28 protein-coding genes are annotated in these 14269 nt (G+C 45.7%); all 28 read right to left on the bottom strand.

What is annotated here, in order from left to right:
- Window positions 1-6: 6 nt before the first annotated feature.
- Window positions 7-630, bottom strand: a complete 624-nt coding sequence (gene rpsD / locus ICN37_RS00600; RefSeq protein WP_215321280.1) for a 30S ribosomal protein S4 — start codon at window positions 628-630, stop codon at window positions 7-9.
- Between the two features lie 118 nt (window positions 631-748).
- Window positions 749-1156: a 30S ribosomal protein S11 gene (rpsK, locus tag ICN37_RS00595; RefSeq protein WP_011901923.1), complete on the bottom strand. Its 408-nt coding sequence runs from the start codon at window positions 1154-1156 to the stop codon at window positions 749-751.
- Window positions 1157-1174: 18 nt separating this feature from the next.
- The gene (gene rpsM / locus ICN37_RS00590) at window positions 1175-1540 is read right to left on the bottom strand and encodes a 30S ribosomal protein S13 (protein WP_071464450.1); all 366 of its coding nucleotides are present in this window, start codon (window positions 1538-1540) and stop codon (window positions 1175-1177) included.
- Window positions 1541-1564: 24 nt separating this feature from the next.
- Window positions 1565-1681, bottom strand: coding sequence for a 50S ribosomal protein L36 (gene rpmJ, locus ICN37_RS00585; protein WP_012357167.1), 117 nt, complete (start codon window positions 1679-1681; stop codon window positions 1565-1567).
- Between the two features lie 36 nt (window positions 1682-1717).
- Window positions 1718-1936, bottom strand: a complete 219-nt coding sequence (gene infA, locus ICN37_RS00580) for a translation initiation factor IF-1 (protein ID WP_068320132.1) — start codon at window positions 1934-1936, stop codon at window positions 1718-1720.
- Between the two features lie 4 nt (window positions 1937-1940).
- A complete protein-coding gene (secY, locus tag ICN37_RS00575) occupies window positions 1941-3278 on the bottom strand; it encodes a preprotein translocase subunit SecY (RefSeq protein ID WP_216154303.1) in 1338 nt (445 codons plus the stop codon).
- 17 nt (window positions 3279-3295) lie between these two features.
- Window positions 3296-3736: a 50S ribosomal protein L15 gene (rplO, locus tag ICN37_RS00570; RefSeq protein WP_071464448.1), complete on the bottom strand. Its 441-nt coding sequence runs from the start codon at window positions 3734-3736 to the stop codon at window positions 3296-3298.
- A gap of 27 nt (window positions 3737-3763) precedes the next feature.
- On the bottom strand, window positions 3764-3952 hold the full coding sequence (gene rpmD, locus ICN37_RS00565) for a 50S ribosomal protein L30 (protein ID WP_216154302.1): 189 nt from the start codon (window positions 3950-3952) through the stop codon (window positions 3764-3766).
- A gap of 24 nt (window positions 3953-3976) precedes the next feature.
- Window positions 3977-4495 (bottom strand): 30S ribosomal protein S5, encoded by a 519-nt coding sequence (gene rpsE / locus ICN37_RS00560; RefSeq protein WP_011901917.1) that lies wholly within the window; start codon window positions 4493-4495, stop codon window positions 3977-3979.
- A gap of 18 nt (window positions 4496-4513) precedes the next feature.
- Window positions 4514-4867 carry a 50S ribosomal protein L18 gene (rplR, locus tag ICN37_RS00555; RefSeq protein ID WP_046329386.1) on the bottom strand — a complete coding sequence of 118 codons (354 nt, stop codon included), beginning with the start codon at window positions 4865-4867 and terminating at the stop codon, window positions 4514-4516.
- A 13-nt stretch (window positions 4868-4880) separates the two neighbouring features.
- The gene (gene rplF / locus ICN37_RS00550; protein ID WP_216154301.1) at window positions 4881-5414 is read right to left on the bottom strand and encodes a 50S ribosomal protein L6; all 534 of its coding nucleotides are present in this window, start codon (window positions 5412-5414) and stop codon (window positions 4881-4883) included.
- 10 nt (window positions 5415-5424) lie between these two features.
- The gene (gene rpsH / locus ICN37_RS00545) at window positions 5425-5820 is read right to left on the bottom strand and encodes a 30S ribosomal protein S8 (RefSeq protein ID WP_011901914.1); all 396 of its coding nucleotides are present in this window, start codon (window positions 5818-5820) and stop codon (window positions 5425-5427) included.
- A 24-nt stretch (window positions 5821-5844) separates the two neighbouring features.
- Complete coding sequence (gene rpsN, locus ICN37_RS00540) at window positions 5845-6150, bottom strand: 30S ribosomal protein S14 (RefSeq protein ID WP_011901913.1); 306 nt, start codon at window positions 6148-6150, stop codon at window positions 5845-5847.
- A gap of 9 nt (window positions 6151-6159) precedes the next feature.
- Entirely contained in the window at window positions 6160-6702 is a 543-nt protein-coding gene (gene rplE, locus ICN37_RS00535) for a 50S ribosomal protein L5 (protein WP_046329383.1), read from the bottom strand.
- 16 nt (window positions 6703-6718) lie between these two features.
- Entirely contained in the window at window positions 6719-7027 is a 309-nt protein-coding gene (rplX, locus tag ICN37_RS00530; RefSeq protein WP_216154300.1) for a 50S ribosomal protein L24, read from the bottom strand.
- A gap of 9 nt (window positions 7028-7036) precedes the next feature.
- Window positions 7037-7405, bottom strand: a complete 369-nt coding sequence (rplN, locus tag ICN37_RS00525) for a 50S ribosomal protein L14 (RefSeq protein ID WP_072582069.1) — start codon at window positions 7403-7405, stop codon at window positions 7037-7039.
- 183 nt (window positions 7406-7588) lie between these two features.
- Window positions 7589-7858 (bottom strand): 30S ribosomal protein S17, encoded by a 270-nt coding sequence (gene rpsQ, locus ICN37_RS00520; protein WP_011901909.1) that lies wholly within the window; start codon window positions 7856-7858, stop codon window positions 7589-7591.
- Window positions 7859-7870: 12 nt separating this feature from the next.
- Window positions 7871-8065: a 50S ribosomal protein L29 gene (gene rpmC, locus ICN37_RS00515; protein WP_215362451.1), complete on the bottom strand. Its 195-nt coding sequence runs from the start codon at window positions 8063-8065 to the stop codon at window positions 7871-7873.
- Between the two features lie 14 nt (window positions 8066-8079).
- On the bottom strand, window positions 8080-8493 hold the full coding sequence (rplP, locus tag ICN37_RS00510; protein ID WP_011901907.1) for a 50S ribosomal protein L16: 414 nt from the start codon (window positions 8491-8493) through the stop codon (window positions 8080-8082).
- Window positions 8494-8495: 2 nt separating this feature from the next.
- Window positions 8496-9323 (bottom strand): 30S ribosomal protein S3, encoded by an 828-nt coding sequence (rpsC, locus tag ICN37_RS00505; protein ID WP_215321275.1) that lies wholly within the window; start codon window positions 9321-9323, stop codon window positions 8496-8498.
- A gap of 8 nt (window positions 9324-9331) precedes the next feature.
- On the bottom strand, window positions 9332-9664 hold the full coding sequence (gene rplV / locus ICN37_RS00500; RefSeq protein WP_202816811.1) for a 50S ribosomal protein L22: 333 nt from the start codon (window positions 9662-9664) through the stop codon (window positions 9332-9334).
- Window positions 9665-9671: 7 nt separating this feature from the next.
- Window positions 9672-9950: a 30S ribosomal protein S19 gene (gene rpsS / locus ICN37_RS00495; RefSeq protein ID WP_046329379.1), complete on the bottom strand. Its 279-nt coding sequence runs from the start codon at window positions 9948-9950 to the stop codon at window positions 9672-9674.
- A gap of 20 nt (window positions 9951-9970) precedes the next feature.
- Window positions 9971-10801 (bottom strand): 50S ribosomal protein L2, encoded by an 831-nt coding sequence (gene rplB / locus ICN37_RS00490; protein ID WP_215321274.1) that lies wholly within the window; start codon window positions 10799-10801, stop codon window positions 9971-9973.
- Between the two features lie 2 nt (window positions 10802-10803).
- Window positions 10804-11118: a 50S ribosomal protein L23 gene (gene rplW, locus ICN37_RS00485; RefSeq protein ID WP_072582065.1), complete on the bottom strand. Its 315-nt coding sequence runs from the start codon at window positions 11116-11118 to the stop codon at window positions 10804-10806.
- Window positions 11115-11735, bottom strand: coding sequence for a 50S ribosomal protein L4 (rplD, locus tag ICN37_RS00480; RefSeq protein ID WP_011901901.1), 621 nt, complete (start codon window positions 11733-11735; stop codon window positions 11115-11117). The genes rplW and rplD overlap by 4 nt, the downstream gene beginning before the upstream one ends.
- Window positions 11736-11746: 11 nt before the next feature.
- Complete coding sequence (gene rplC / locus ICN37_RS00475; protein ID WP_011901900.1) at window positions 11747-12403, bottom strand: 50S ribosomal protein L3; 657 nt, start codon at window positions 12401-12403, stop codon at window positions 11747-11749.
- A gap of 197 nt (window positions 12404-12600) precedes the next feature.
- The gene (rpsJ, locus tag ICN37_RS00470) at window positions 12601-12912 is read right to left on the bottom strand and encodes a 30S ribosomal protein S10 (protein ID WP_011901899.1); all 312 of its coding nucleotides are present in this window, start codon (window positions 12910-12912) and stop codon (window positions 12601-12603) included.
- Window positions 12913-13034: 122 nt separating this feature from the next.
- Window positions 13035-14225, bottom strand: coding sequence for an elongation factor Tu (gene tuf, locus ICN37_RS00465; RefSeq protein ID WP_215321266.1), 1191 nt, complete (start codon window positions 14223-14225; stop codon window positions 13035-13037).
- Between the last annotated feature and the right edge of the window lie 44 nt (window positions 14226-14269).

The raw sequence follows: 14269 nt of genomic DNA, 5'->3' as shown, positions 1-14269 counted from the left end.
GCCTAATTAGCGTGAATACAATTCGACGATCAAACTTTCATTAATTTCACCGCTAATATCTTCACGGTCAGGCACTTGCTTAAATGTTCCCTCGAGCTTAGCTGCGTCAACTGAAACCCAAGTAACAGCTGCCATTTGTCCGACTAAATTGAGTGATTCTGTAATACGCGTTTGCTTCTTCGCTTTTTCACGAATCGCAACTACATCACCAGGCTTAACCTGAATTGATGGAATATTGACAGGGCTACCATTGAGCAAAATTGCACAGTGAGAAACCAACTGACGTGCTTCAGCGCGTGTTGAACCAAAACCCATGCGATACACCACATTGTCTAAACGTGACTCAAGCAACTGGAGCAATGTTTCGCCAGTGTTGCCCTTGCGACGCTCAGCTTCTGCGAAGTAACGACGGAATTGACGCTCTAATACGCCATAGATACGCTTAACCTTTTGCTTTTCACGTAATTGATTACCGTAATCAGATGTTCTTGAGCCAGATGTACGGCCATGTTGACCAGGCTTAGTATCTAACTTGCACTTGTCTGACAGGGCGCGACGAGCGCTCTTTAAAAATAAGTCGGTACCTTCCCGACGTGCTAATTTGGCCTTAGGCCCTAAGTAACGTGCCACGATGCTTTCCTTTCTTTGCCGCAGCCTTACGACCGACGGTGAGTTCGCCCTTTAAATCAGGCGAACAGTGGGCTTTAATAAAAAACTACTGAAACTGTTGTACTGCCAACTTCCAAGCTTAAATACGACGACGCTTAGGAGGGCGGCAACCATTATGTGGAACTGGAGTTACGTCTTGAATCTCAGTGATCTTGATGCCTAATGAGTTCAATGCACGAACTGCTGATTCACGACCTGGGCCTGGGCCTTTGATCTGAACTTCCAAGTTCTTAATACCGCATTCAACGGCTGCTTTACCAGCAACTTCTGCAGCTACCTGAGCAGCAAAAGGTGTTGATTTACGTGAGCCCTTGAAACCCTGGCCGCCGGAAGTTGCCCATGAAAGTGCATTTCCTTGACGATCAGTGATCGTAATAATGGTGTTATTAAAAGAAGCGTGAACGTGTGCAATACCGTCAGCAACGTTCTTTTTAACCTTCTTACGAGCGCGCTGTGAAGCGGCGGAAGCGGATTGTTGTTTTGCCATGTCAATAAACTTTCTTGATTATTTCTTCAGTTGCACGCCGGACTTACGCGGGCCCTTGCGGGTACGAGCGTTTGTCTTAGTACGTTGACCACGTACGGGCAAGCCCTTACGATGACGTACGCCACGGTAGCAACCTAAGTCCATCAAACGCTTGATGCTCATAGTTACTTCACGACGAAGGTCACCTTCAGTGATGAACTTACCAACTTCATCGCGTAACTTTTCCAAGTCAGCGTCAGTAAGATCTTTAACTTTTTTATTGATTGCAACACCTGTGGTTTGACAAATTTTGTTAGCACGAGTTGTGCCAATGCCAAAAATTGCTGTTAAACCGATAACAGTATGTTGATGATTTGGGATGTTTACCCCAGCGATACGTGCCATGAGATTTCCTCTTAATTAACCAGTTCAGCCTTGACGCTGCTTATGACGTGCGTCAGAAGAACAGATCACGCGAACAACGCGTTTGCGCTTAATGATCTTGCAATTTCTGCAAATACACTTAACGGATGCTAAAACTTTCATAACTCACCTCTAAAAAAAATTGGTACTTCTTAATCTTTACTTCGCGCGGAAAATGATTCTGGCGCGCGTTAGGTCGTAAGGAGTCATCTCCACCGTCACCTTGTCTCCCGGCAAAATACGGATGTAGTGCATCCGCATCTTTCCGGAAATGTGCCCTAGAACCACATGTCCGTTTTCCAGCTTCACGCGAAACATCGCGTTCGGCAAATTCTCTACAACTTCTCCCGCCATCTGAATTACATCGTCTTTAGACATTCAGTTAAGCGCCCATCTTAAAGTTGGCTTTCTTCATCAAAGAGCCGTACTGCTGTTGCATGACAAATGACTGAACCTGAGCCATGAAATCCATTGCAACAACAACAATAATTAATAATGAAGTACCGCCGAAATAAAACGGCACGTTGTACTTCAAGACCAGGAATTCTGGTAACAAGCAAACCAGAACCATATAAATTGCACCAGCCAGAGTTAAGCGCACCAAGATCTTATCGATGTAGCGCGCTGTTTGGTCGCCTGGACGAATACCAGGAACAAAGGCACCACTCTTCTTTAAGTTCTCAGCAGTCTCACGACTGTTAAATACCAACGCGGTATAGAAGAAACAGAAGAAAATAATCGCAGCTGCGTACAAAATCGTATACACGGGTTGACCAGGAGCTAAGGTCGCTGCTAAGTCTTTAATAATTCTGCTGAACATATTGGTTGGCTCGCCTGATGTAAACCAGCCAGCAATCGTTGCAGGAAACAAAATAATAGATGAAGCAAATATTGGAGGAATAACGCCTGCCATGTTCAACTTCAATGGGAAATAAGAGGACTGACCACCGTAAATCTTGTTGCCAACTTGACGCTTAGCGTAGTTCACCAAGATACGGCGCTGACCGCGCTCTACAAACACCACAAAATAAGTTACTACTGCAACGATCACAACGATCAAAAGCGCAGAAATAATATTCATTGAGCCAGTACGAACCAGCTCTAACAAGCTAGCCAATGCATTTGGTAAACCAGAAACAATGCCACCAAAAATAATGATAGAGATGCCATTACCCAAGCCACGCTCAGTAATTTGTTCACCCAACCACATTAAGAACATTGTGCCTGTTACCAAAGTAACTACTGTATTCAATTCAAACATCAAACCTGGGTTAATAACTAAACCTGGTTGAGCCTGTAAAGCAACAGAAATCCCTAATGCTTGGAATGTAGCCAAGAACACAGTGCCGTAGCGCGTGTACTGAGTAATCTTGCGTTGACCTGCTTGGCCTTCTTTTTTCAAAGACTCTAGAGAAGGCACAACAATCGTCATTAACTGCATGATGATCGATGCAGAAATATACGGCATGATTCCCAAAGCAAAGACAGTGAAGCGAGATAAAGCGCCACCAGAGAATAAGTTGAACATTCCCAAGATACCGTCTTTTTGGCCAGAGAACAACTGCGCTAATTGATCTGGATCGATTCCAGGGACTGGAATATGAGCACCCAAACGGAACACGAGCAAAGCCAACACCAGGAAGACTAAGCGTTGGCGTAATTCGCCAAACTTGCCACCTGTTGCTGCAGTGCTTGCGTTATTGGTAGGTGCTAATGCCATATCTACTAAAAGACCTATTAAACCAATTCAACCAATTTGCCGCCAGCTGCTTCGATTGCTGCTTTTGCGCCGGCAGTAGCTGTAATACCCTTGAGGGTTACAGCAATCTTGAGTTCGCCAGTCTTGATAACCTTAACTGCATTGATTTGCTCACCAGCAAAGCCGTGTGCCTTCAATACCAATAAGTCCACTTCTGGCAAATTGATTTTTGCTAAATCGTTCAATGTAATTTGACCAACGTGACGACGTGTCAAAGACACGAAACCGCGTTTTGGCAAACGACGATACATAGGCATCTGACCGCCTTCAAATCCAACCTTGTGGAAACCACCAGAACGGGATTTTTGACCTTTGTGACCACGGCCAGCAGTTTTACCAAGACCAGAACCAATACCGCGACCAACGCGACGACGGTTTTTCTTGGAGCCTTCTGCAGGTTTAATTGTGTTGAGTTGCATATTCTTCGCCTATTTACTTGCTAGTTATCAGCCAACGACTTTAACTAGATAAGAAACTTTATTAATCATGCCGCGAACAGCTGGAGTGTCTTCCAATTCAGAAACTGAATTGATGCGACGAAGGCCTAAGCCTCGTACAGTTGCACGGTGGCTTTCGCGTGTACCGATCAAGCTGCGTACTAATTGCAGTTTGACTTTAGAGATAGTTGTTGTCATTTGTAGATTCCTAATCTTTTGGTCTTAGCCGAGAATCTCTTCAACTGACTTACCGCGTTTAGCAGCAATCTCAGCAGGAGTACTCATCTTGCTCAAGCCATCAATGGTTGCACGAACCAAGTTGTATGGGTTTGTAGAGCCAAGTGACTTAGCAACCACATTAGTTACGCCCATTACGTCGAAAATTGCGCGCATTGGGCCGCCAGCAATAATTCCAGTACCGTCTTTAGCTGGGGAAATCAAAACGCGTGACGCGCCATGTTGACCAGTAACGGTGTGCTGCAAAGTGCCTTTACGTAAAGTAACTTTGATCATCTTGCGACGAGCTTCATCCATTGCCTTTTGAACAGCAACTGGCACTTCTTTAGATTTGCCCTTACCCATGCCGATGCGGCCATCGCCATCGCCAACTACAGTAAGTGCGGCGAAGCCGAGAATACGACCACCCTTAACCACTTTAGTTACACGATTAACAGCGATCATCTTCTCGCGAAGACCATCATCACGCTCTTCGTTTTGCATCTTAGTTTGCATTTTTGCCATGTTTTTTCCTAAACCCTATTAGAACTTCAGGCCGGCTTCACGCGCAGCTTCAGCTAAGGCCTTAATACGGCCGTGGTAACGATGACCGGAGCGATCAAATGCAACATCAACAATGCCTGCCTTAACAGCACGCTCAGCAACTAATTTGCCGATTTGTTTTGCAGCTTCAGCGTTGCCGCCGTTTTTGATCGCTTGGCGCAAATCTTTTTCCATTGTTGAAGCGGCTGCTACAACTTTGGTTCCGCATGGGCTATAAACCTGAGCAGAAATATGAGTATTGCTACGGATAACTGTTAAGCGATTTGCCAATGCTTCGGCAATGCGAATACGAGTCTGCCTAGCGCGTCTTTGTCTGGATTCGTCTTTATTCATTTTCTAATCTCGCTTACTTCTTCTTAGTTTCTTTCAGATGCACAACCTCATCCACGTAGCGAACACCCTTGCCTTTGTATGGCTCTGGTGAACGGTATGCGCGAACTTCAGCTGCGACCTGGCCAACTTGCTGCTTGTTGGAACCTTTGATAATGATTTCAGTTTGCGATGGAGTCTCAGCTTTTACACCCTTTGGTAGGTTGTAAATAATGTCGTGTGAGAAACCCAACTGTAATTTCAATGTTTCGCCTTGGGCAGCAGCACGGTAACCAACGCCTACCAAGCTGAGCTTGCGCTCAAAGCCAGCAGTTACGCCAACAACCATGTTGTTAACTAAAGCACGTGCTGTACCTGACTGTGCACCAGCTTCTGGTGAGTCGTTATTTAAAACAACTGTCAATACGCCATCTTCTTGTTTCAAACCAACAGACGGATGCAAGTTATGTGTCAAGGTGCCCAGTGGGCCTTTAACAGTAATGTTTGCACCATTGATGCTGATTTCAGCGCCTTTAGGAACTGTAATTGGTGATTTACCTACGCGGGACATATTTCGCTCCTTAAGCTACGTAGCAAATAACTTCGCCGCCCACGCCTGTTGCACGTGCTTTACGGTCTGTCATTACGCCTTGAGGGGTTGAAATAATTGCAATGCCCAAGCCATTCATTACTTCTGGAATGTCATGACGGCCTTTATAGATACGCAGACTTGGTGTAGATACACGGTCAATACGCTCAATAACAGGACGGCCTGCATAGTATTTGAGATCTATGTGGAGCACTGGCTTAGCTGCTTCACCTTTGATTTCGAAACTTTCGATATAGCCTTCATCTTGCAAAACTTTTGCGATGGCTACTTTAACTTTTGACGACGGCATCAAGACTACGGGTTTCTGCACTGCTTGCGCATTGCGGATCCTTGTCAACATGTCGGCGATTGGATCGCTGATACTCATGAGTTCTCCTAATTCTTTCGCCGCTTACCAGCTGGCCTTGGTTAAACCGGGGATTTCGCCACGGAAGGCGATTTCACGAATCTTGCTACGAGCCAAACCGAATTTACGGAATGTGCCACGTGGGCGACCGGTTAATGAACAACGATTTCTTTGACGAATCGGGCTTGCGTTACGTGGAAGTGCCTGTAGTTTTAAGCGAGCTTCATAGCGCTCTTCATCGCTGCGTGATTGATCAGCAATGATCGCTTTGAGTTCGGCACGCTTTACAGCGTACTTCTCTACAGTTTTTGCGCGCTTATTCTCGCGCTCAATTAGGGATAGTTTTGCCACGTTAGCCTCTTAATTGCGGAAAGGGAATTTGAATGCCGCCAACAAAGCTTTTGCTTCTTCGTCGGTTTTAGCAGTCGTCGTAATACTGATATTGAGACCGCGGAGGGCATCAATTTTGTCGTATTCGATTTCAGGGAAAATGATCTGTTCTTTAACGCCGATGTTGTAGTTACCACGGCCGTCAAATGCTTTACCAGAGATACCGCGGAAGTCACGTACGCGTGGCAATGCAACAGTTACGAAACGATCCAAAAATTCGTACATGCGTGCACCACGCAATGTCACCATTGCACCGATTGGGTAGCCTTGGCGAATTTTGAAACCTGCAATCGCTTTTTTCGCTTTAGTTACAACTGGCTTTTGGCCCGCAACTTTAGTTAAATCACCAACTGCATTTTCGATAATTTTCTTGTCGTTCACTGCATCACCCAAGCCCATGTTCAGGGTTACCTTAGTGATACGTGGAACTTCCATTACAGACTTATAACCAAATTTGGCGATTAAATCTGCAACAACTTTTGCTTGATAGTGTTCTTGAAAACGTGTGCTCATAATTTCTCCGTGCCCCTTATGCGCTTAAAGTTGCGCCAGTGGTTTTGAGGAAACGTTGCTTTTTACCATCCACGAGTTTGATACCAACACGTGATGGCTTGCCGTTACCGTCAACCGCAGCCACATTAGAAATGTGAACAGGCATCGTCTTGTCAATCATGCCGCCAGTAACACCGGCTGCTGGATTTGGCTTAACGCTCTTTTTATAAATATTTACGCCTTCGATCACTAACTTGTTCTCGAGAACGGCTGTAACAGTTCCTTGCTTGCCCTTATCACGGCCAGTCAACAGAACTACGGAATCACCTTTACGAATCTTTTTCATATCAGCCTCTTAAATAACTTCGGGGGCGAGAGAAACGATCTTCATGAACTTTTCAGTACGCAACTCGCGCGTCACTGGTCCAAAGATACGTGTGCCAATTGGCTCTAACTTAGCGTTGAGCAATACCGCAGCGTTGCCATCGAACTTAATCAATGAACCATCTGGACGGCGAACACCCTTAGCAGTTCTCACAACTACGGCGTTATAAATATCACCTTTTTTAACACGGCCACGTGGAGCAGCAGACTTAACGCTGACTTTGATGACATCACCAATACTGGCGTAACGACGCTTAGAGCCGCCCAATACCTTGATGCACAACACTTCACTGGCGCCTGTGTTATCGGCAACCTGTAATCTACTTTCGGTTTGTATCATTTCTAATCCCCAACTTATTGGCCAAAGGCAAACAGTCTTGGTTCCGTCTATGGGCTTTAACGAGAGCTAAAACCCGGAATTAATGAAAAACACTGCTTCTCCAATAAAACCAGAGAAGCCTTCTATTCTACTACGAAAAAAAGGGATTTGGGAAGAATCTTCACCAAAATCCCCAATATTTCTTTAAATACCCTTTGAAGCCTCAACCAAACGAGTCACAACCCAAGATTTAGTACGTGAAATTGGCTTAGATTCAGCAATTTCAACGGTATCACCCATCTTGTATGTGCCAGCTTCGTCATGAGCATGGTACTTTTTGGACTGGCCAACGTACTTACCAATCACTGGATGCTTAACTTGACGCTCAACCAACACCGTCACAGTTTTCTGCATTTTGTCGCTAACAACACGGCCCACGAGGGTGCGGCGCAAGGGTTTAGATAATTCTGTCATATCCCTTTTTCCTTATTTCTGTGCAGTCTTTTGGGCGATAAAAGTCTTCACACGAGCGATGTCGCGCTTATTTTTACCCAATTGGCTGGTATTTGTGAGTTGCTGAGTGCCCTTTTGCATGCGGAGCTTAAAACCGGTCTTAAGCAACTCGGTTAACTCTGCATTTAAAGCTGTCAGATCTTTTGAAGCTAATTCTGTATTTTTCATAATCTCTATCCCGATCAACCTAAGTGGCGAATCACGAAAGTGGTCTGTAAAGGCAACTTAGCGGCAGCAAGCTTGAAAGCTTCGCGCGCCAATTGCTCATCAACACCGTCCATCTCGTAGAGCACTTTGCCTGGTTGAATTTCAGCTACGTAGTACTCTGGATTACCTTTACCGTTACCCATACGTACTTCAGCAGGTTTTTGTGAAATTGGCTTATCTGGGAAAATGCGAATCCAAATACGGCCACCACGTTTAATGTGACGAGTCATTGCACGACGTGCTGACTCGATTTGACGAGCAGTCAAACGACCACGGCCAACGGCCTTCAATCCAAAGTCACCAAAGGCTACGGAACTACCACGTGTTGCCACGCCAGTGTTGCGACCTTTTTGTTCCTTACGATACTTGCGACGCTTTGGTTGTAGCATGCTTACTCTCCTGACTTCTGCGTATCTGCGGCAGGTGTTTCAACCTTACGCACACGCTTTACTGCTGGCTTAGCAGCAACTAATGGCTTGTCTGTGCCAGCAGCTGGTTTACGAGCAGCTGTCTTGCTTGGGGCACGACGAGTTTTCTTTTCTTCGGCAGCTGGTTCAGCTGATGGAGCAACCACTTGAGCTTCTGCACCACGACCCAATGTGTCGCCTTTGTATACCCAAACTTTTACACCAATGATGCCGTATGTAGTTTCAGCTTCTGATGTTGCGTAATCAATATCAGCCTTCAATGTATGAAGTGGAACACGACCTTCGCGATACCATTCGCGACGAGCGATCTCAGCACCATTCAAACGACCTGATGACATGATTTTGATGCCTTGCGCACCAAGGCGCATTGCATTTTGCATTGCACGCTTCATCGCACGACGGAACATGATACGTTTTTCGAGCTGCTGAGTAATTGAGTCGGCAATTAATTGCGCGTCAACTTCTGGCTTACGAATTTCTTCAATGTTCACGTGAACTGGAACACCCATACGCTTTTGCAATTCGCGGCGGAGCACTTCAATATCTTCGCCTTTTTTACCGATTACAACGCCTGGACGTGAGCTATAGATGGTGATGCGGGCATTCTTTGCAGGACGCTCAATCACAACTTTACTTACGGATGCATTCTTCAACTTCTTTTTGAGATAGATGCGGACATCTACGTCCTCTTTCAACATCTTCGCAAAGTCAGTATTGTTTGCATACCAACGTGATGTCCAATTCTTCGTTACCGCGAGTCGGAATCCGGTTGGGTTTATCTTTTGTCCCATATCTTTCCTTAGTTACTCAAGGTCACGGTAATGTGACATGTTTGTTTTTCAATTTGATTACCACGACCCTTAGCGCGTGCTGTGAAGCGCTTCAAGGAAGTACCTTTATCAACAATAATTGTTGAAACCTTGAGCTCATCAATATCAGCGCCTTTATTGTGTTCAGCGTTGGCCACTGCAGACTCAACCACTTTTTTCACAATGAAGGCAGCTTTCTTGGGGCTGAAATTCAAAATGTTTAATGCGCGTGCAATTGGCAAACCACGAATTTGGTCTGCGACCAAACGTGTCTTTTGCGCAGAAATGCGGGCGCTCTTGTGAATAGCTTTAACTTCCATCATCATCCCCTTACTTCTTCGTTACTTTCTTGTCAGCAGCGTGACCTTTGAAAGTACGGGTCAAGGCAAATTCGCCTAACTTATGACCCACCATGTTTTCTGATACATAAACCGGAACGTGTTGACGACCGTTATGCACAGCAATCGTCAGACCAATAAAGTCTGGGAGGATTGTTGAACGGCGTGACCAAGTTTTGATCGGCTTTTTGTCTTTGTTGGCTTGTGCGACTTCAACCTTGTTTACCAAGCTGGCTTCGCAAAATGGGCCTTTTTTAGCTGAACGTGTCATATCTATTTTTCCTTAATCGCTTAACGCTTTTGACGACGTTGAACGATCATCGATGTTGTACGCTTGTTACGACGTGTACGATAACCTTTAGTTGGAGTGCCCCATGGAGATACTGGTACACGGCCTTCACCAGTTTTACCTTCACCACCACCATGTGGGTGATCTACTGGGTTCATTGCCACACCGCGAACGGTTGGGCGAATACCACGCCAGCGATTTGCACCAGCTTTACCAATAACACGCAAGCTGTGCTCTTCGTTGCCAACTTCACCAATAGTGGCGCGGCACTCAATCAGAACACGGCGCACTTCGCCTGAGCGCAAACGCACTTGAGCGTATACACCTTCACGGGCCAACAATACTGCTGAACCACCGGCCGAGCGTGCTACTTGAGCACCCTTACCCGGCATGATTTCTACACAGTGAATCGTGCTACCAACCGGAATGTTGCGAATTGGCAAGTTATTACCAGACTTGATTGGGGCTTCTGAGCCACTCATCAATGCCTGACCAACAGTCATCCCTTTTGCAGCAAGAATGTAGCGACGCTCACCATCAGCAAACACGATCAATGCAATATTTGCACTACGGTTTGGATCGTATTCCAAGCGTTCAACTTTTGCTGGAATACCATCTTTGTCGTTGCGTTTGAAATCAACAACACGATAGTGATGCTTATGACCACCACCTTTATGACGGGTAGTGATGTGACCATTATTGTTACGACCCGCTTTTTGGAATTGTGGCTCTACCAACGCTGCAAAAGGTTTACCTTTATGCAGGTCAGGATTTACCACCTTGACCATTGAACGACGACCTGGTGAGGTCGGTTTTGTCTTCATCAAAGGCATGATTAATTCGCCTCCGCTTCAAAGTTAATTTCTTGACCTGGCTTCAAGCTTACGTAGGCCTTCTTAGTGTGGTCACGACGACCTTCAAAACGGCCATAGCGCTTAGGCTTACCCTTTTGATTCACGATTTGAACAGAATCAACTTGCACTTTGAAGAGCAACTCAACCGCTTGTTTTACATCGAGTTTATTTGCGTCGCGAGCTACTTGGAAAACTACTTGTTCGTTTTTCTCTGCAACCATAGTGGCTTTTTCAGAGATAACCGGTCCAAGCAGAACCCTCATTAGGTTGTGATCATTCTTACGGACTTGGCTCATTTCAGCAACTCCTCAATTTTTGCGATCGCAGCTTTGCTTACCAATACTTTTTTGTATTGAACCAAAGCTAACGGATCAGCGTGCTGTGGCTCACATACAGCAACCTTATGCAAGTTACGTGATGCCAAGTACAAATTCTCGCTAACCTGATCAACAATAATCAAGACTGAATCCAATCCCATAGCTTTAACTTTGTCAGCTAAAACTTTAGTCTTTGGAGCGTCAAGAGAAAATTGATCAACAACATTCAAACGACCTTCGCGTGCTAACTGAGACAAAATAGATCTCATGCCGGCGCGGTACATTTTCTTGTTTACTTTTTGGCTGAAATTCTCTTCTGGAGAATTCGGGAATATACGACCACCTCCACGCCACAGCGGGGAAGAGCTCATACCAGCACGTGCACGACCCGTACCTTTTTGACGCCAAGGTTTCTTGGTTGTGTGCTTAACTTGCTCACGGTCTTTTTGTGCACGGTTACCGCTACGCGCATTTGCTTGGTAGGCCACAACAACCTGGTGTACCAATGCTTCGTTATATTCACGTTCGAATACTTCCGGTGAGGCTTGTACGCCTGCACCTAAAGTACCGTTGTCTTGGAGAAGCTTAAGTTCCATAATCGCTCTCCTTATTTCTTCTTCAGCGGTGTTTTAACCGCTGGAGTAACAATAACTTTACCGCCTGGGGCACCTGGAATAGCGCCTTTAACCATGATGAGATTACGTTCTGCATCAATGCGTGCGATGACTAAATTTTGAACTGTACGTGTAACGTCACCCAAGTGACCGGTCATGCGCTTACCAGGGAAAACTCGACCTGGATCTTGCGCCATACCGATAGAGCCAGGTACGTTATGTGAGCGTGAGTTACCGTGGGATGCACGACCAGAAGCGAAGTGATAACGCTTGATGGTACCAGCGTAGCCCTTACCGATAGACACGCCTTGTACGTCCACCTTCTGGCCAGCAGTAAATGCAGTGTCAGCAGGAATAACTTGTCCTGGCGTCATTTCTGCAATTTTTGCTGCATCTAATTGGAATTCGTTGAGGCCGTTACCTGCCATCACACCAGCTTTGGCGAAGTGACCAGCCATTGCTTTAGTAACGCGAGTAGCTCTACGTGTGCCATGTGCTAACTGGATAGCATCATAGCCATCAGTTGCCTGGGTCTTGATTTGAGCGATTCTGTTGTCGCTCACGTCAATTACGGTCACAGGGATTGAGTCCCCTTCGTCCGTAAATAGACGGGTCATGCCGACCTTGCGGCCGATTAAGCCTAAGCTCATATTCATGCTCCACGCCGACTTCGATTGGTCGGCAAAATTAATTTAAGTGATTTACAAGTAAAAGTACTTCTAAATCAATAACTTACAACGTTTTTAGTGCTGATAAAACTAAGATTATCGCCCAAATAATTGAGCGAAGCCTTAGATTCTATCCCGAAAACCCAGTCTTGACAAGCAAAAAGGCTGGAAACAACAAATTACTGCAACTTAATTTCAACGTCCACGCCTGCTGGAAGGTCTAACTTCATCAAAGCATCTACAGTTTTCTCTGTAGGATCAACTATATCCATCAAACGGAGATGGGTGCGGATCTCTAACTGATCACGGGATGTCTTGTTCACGTGTGGTGAACGCAAGATATCAAAACGCTCAATACGGGTTGGCAAAGGAACTGGACCCTTAACAACTGCACCAGTACGCTTAGCTGTATCAACGATTTCAGCTGCAGACTGGTCGATTAAACGGTAATCAAATGCTTTAAGGCGAATACGAATTTTTTGGTTTTGCATATTAATTCCAAGGGCGTTGTGGTGCTGCCACGTTATACATCTAAAGAGCTCGGTGACATCAGCAGCACTGATGTCACCGGTTAGCAAACCGCTAAATATTTTTACTAATTAAAACTTACTACTTAAGCCAAAATCTTTGCAACCACGCCGGCGCCAACAGTACGGCCACCTTCACGGATCGCAAAACGTAAACCTTCTTCCATCGCGATTGGAGCGATGAGCTTTACGGTAATCGAAACGTTATCACCAGGCATGACCATTTCTTTGTCTTTTGGCAACTCGATTGAACCAGTTACGTCCGTAGTACGGAAGTAAAACTGTGGACGATAGTTGTTAAAGAATGGAGTATGACGACCACCTTCATCTTTACCCAAGATATAAACCTCGGCTGTAAAGTGAGTATGTGGGGTGATTGAACCTGGCTTAGCCAATACTTGGCCGCGCTCAACTTCTTCACGTTTTGTACCGCGTAACAAGATACCAACGTTATCGCCTGCTTGACCTTGGTCGAGCAATTTGCGGAACATTTCAACACCAGTACAAGTAGTCTTGAGTGTTGGCTTGATACCGATAATTTCGATCTCTTCACCAACCTTAACAATACCGCGCTCGATACGACCAGTCACAACAGTACCGCGACCGGAGATAGAGAACACATCTTCAACTGGCATCAAGAATGCGCCGTCAACAGCACGTTCTGGAGTAGGAATAAAGGTATCCAAAGCTTCAGCCAATTTCATGATGGCTTCTTTACCCAATGGGCCTTCGTCGCCTTCAAGAGCTAACTTAGCAGAACCACGGATGATTGGTGTGTCATCGCCAGGGAATTTGTATTTAGATAAAAGCTCACGAACTTCCATTTCTACGAGCTCTAACAACTCTTCGTCATCAACCATGTCGCACTTGTTCAAGAACACGATGATGTAAGGAACGCCCACTTGGCGTGCCAAGAGGATGTGCTCACGAGTTTGTGGCATTGGGCCGTCAGCAGCAGAGCAAACTAAAATTGCGCCGTCCATCTGAGCAGCACCAGTAATCATGTTCTTCACGTAGTCAGCATGTCCTGGGCAATCCACGTGTGCGTAGTGACGGTTTGCAGTCTCGTACTCAACGTGCGCAGTATTAATCGTAATACCACGTGCTTTTTCTTCAGGAGCAGCATCGATCTGATCGTATGCTTTAGCTTCGCCACCGAATGCTTTAGAAAGCACGGTTGCAATTGCTGCTGTCAATGTGGTTTTACCGTGGTCAACGTGACCGATGGTGCCTACGTTTACGTGCGGTTTTGTCCGCTCGAATTTTTCTTTTGCCATTTTTGTCTGCCTTCTTTAGCTAGTCAATATTCAAAATTAATGTG

The organism is Polynucleobacter sp. P1-05-14 (assembly GCF_018881675.1).
Taxonomy (GTDB): Bacteria; Pseudomonadota; Gammaproteobacteria; order Burkholderiales; family Burkholderiaceae; genus Polynucleobacter.
The sequence above is the reverse complement of the archived record's forward strand: the minus strand, read 5'-3'. Positions and strand labels throughout refer to the sequence as shown.

Coding starts and splice junctions, on each gene's coding strand:
- rpsK (WP_011901923.1), bottom strand. CDS start 1,156: ATGGCAAAACAACAATCCGCTTCCGCCGCTTCACAGCGCGCTCGTAAG.
- rpsM (WP_071464450.1), bottom strand. CDS start 1,540: ATGGCACGTATCGCTGGGGTAAACATCCCAAATCATCAACATACTGTT.
- rpmJ (WP_012357167.1), bottom strand. CDS start 1,681: ATGAAAGTTTTAGCATCCGTTAAGTGTATTTGCAGAAATTGCAAGATC.
- infA (WP_068320132.1), bottom strand. CDS start 1,936: ATGTCTAAAGACGATGTAATTCAGATGGCGGGAGAAGTTGTAGAGAAT.
- secY (WP_216154303.1), bottom strand. CDS start 3,278: ATGGCATTAGCACCTACCAATAACGCAAGCACTGCAGCAACAGGTGGC.
- rplO (WP_071464448.1), bottom strand. CDS start 3,736: ATGCAACTCAACACAATTAAACCTGCAGAAGGCTCCAAGAAAAACCGT.
- rpmD (WP_216154302.1), bottom strand. CDS start 3,952: ATGACAACAACTATCTCTAAAGTCAAACTGCAATTAGTACGCAGCTTG.
- rpsE (WP_011901917.1), bottom strand. CDS start 4,495: ATGGCAAAAATGCAAACTAAGATGCAAAACGAAGAGCGTGATGATGGT.
- rplR (WP_046329386.1), bottom strand. CDS start 4,867: ATGAATAAAGACGAATCCAGACAAAGACGCGCTAGGCAGACTCGTATT.
- rplF (WP_216154301.1), bottom strand. CDS start 5,414: ATGTCCCGCGTAGGTAAATCACCAATTACAGTTCCTAAAGGCGCTGAA.
- rpsH (WP_011901914.1), bottom strand. CDS start 5,820: ATGAGTATCAGCGATCCAATCGCCGACATGTTGACAAGGATCCGCAAT.
- rplE (WP_046329383.1), bottom strand. CDS start 6,702: ATGAGCACACGTTTTCAAGAACACTATCAAGCAAAAGTTGTTGCAGAT.
- rplX (WP_216154300.1), bottom strand. CDS start 7,027: ATGAAAAAGATTCGTAAAGGTGATTCCGTAGTTCTGTTGACTGGCCGT.
- rplN (WP_072582069.1), bottom strand. CDS start 7,405: ATGATACAAACCGAAAGTAGATTACAGGTTGCCGATAACACAGGCGCC.
- rpsQ (WP_011901909.1), bottom strand. CDS start 7,858: ATGACAGAATTATCTAAACCCTTGCGCCGCACCCTCGTGGGCCGTGTT.
- rpmC (WP_215362451.1), bottom strand. CDS start 8,065: ATGAAAAATACAGAATTAGCTTCAAAAGATCTGACAGCTTTAAATGCA.
- rplP (WP_011901907.1), bottom strand. CDS start 8,493: ATGCTACAACCAAAGCGTCGCAAGTATCGTAAGGAACAAAAAGGTCGC.
- rpsC (WP_215321275.1), bottom strand. CDS start 9,323: ATGGGACAAAAGATAAACCCAACCGGATTCCGACTCGCGGTAACGAAG.
- rplV (WP_202816811.1), bottom strand. CDS start 9,664: ATGATGGAAGTTAAAGCTATTCACAAGAGCGCCCGCATTTCTGCGCAA.
- rpsS (WP_046329379.1), bottom strand. CDS start 9,950: ATGACACGTTCAGCTAAAAAAGGCCCATTTTGCGAAGCCAGCTTGGTA.
- rplB (WP_215321274.1), bottom strand. CDS start 10,801: ATGCCTTTGATGAAGACAAAACCGACCTCACCAGGTCGTCGTTCAATG.
- rplW (WP_072582065.1), bottom strand. CDS start 11,118: ATGAGCCAAGTCCGTAAGAATGATCACAACCTAATGAGGGTTCTGCTT.
- rplD (WP_011901901.1), bottom strand. CDS start 11,735: ATGGAACTTAAGCTTCTCCAAGACAACGGTACTTTAGGTGCAGGCGTA.
- rplC (WP_011901900.1), bottom strand. CDS start 12,403: ATGAGCTTAGGCTTAATCGGCCGCAAGGTCGGCATGACCCGTCTATTT.
- rpsJ (WP_011901899.1), bottom strand. CDS start 12,912: ATGCAAAACCAAAAAATTCGTATTCGCCTTAAAGCATTTGATTACCGT.
- tuf (WP_215321266.1), bottom strand. CDS start 14,225: ATGGCAAAAGAAAAATTCGAGCGGACAAAACCGCACGTAAACGTAGGC.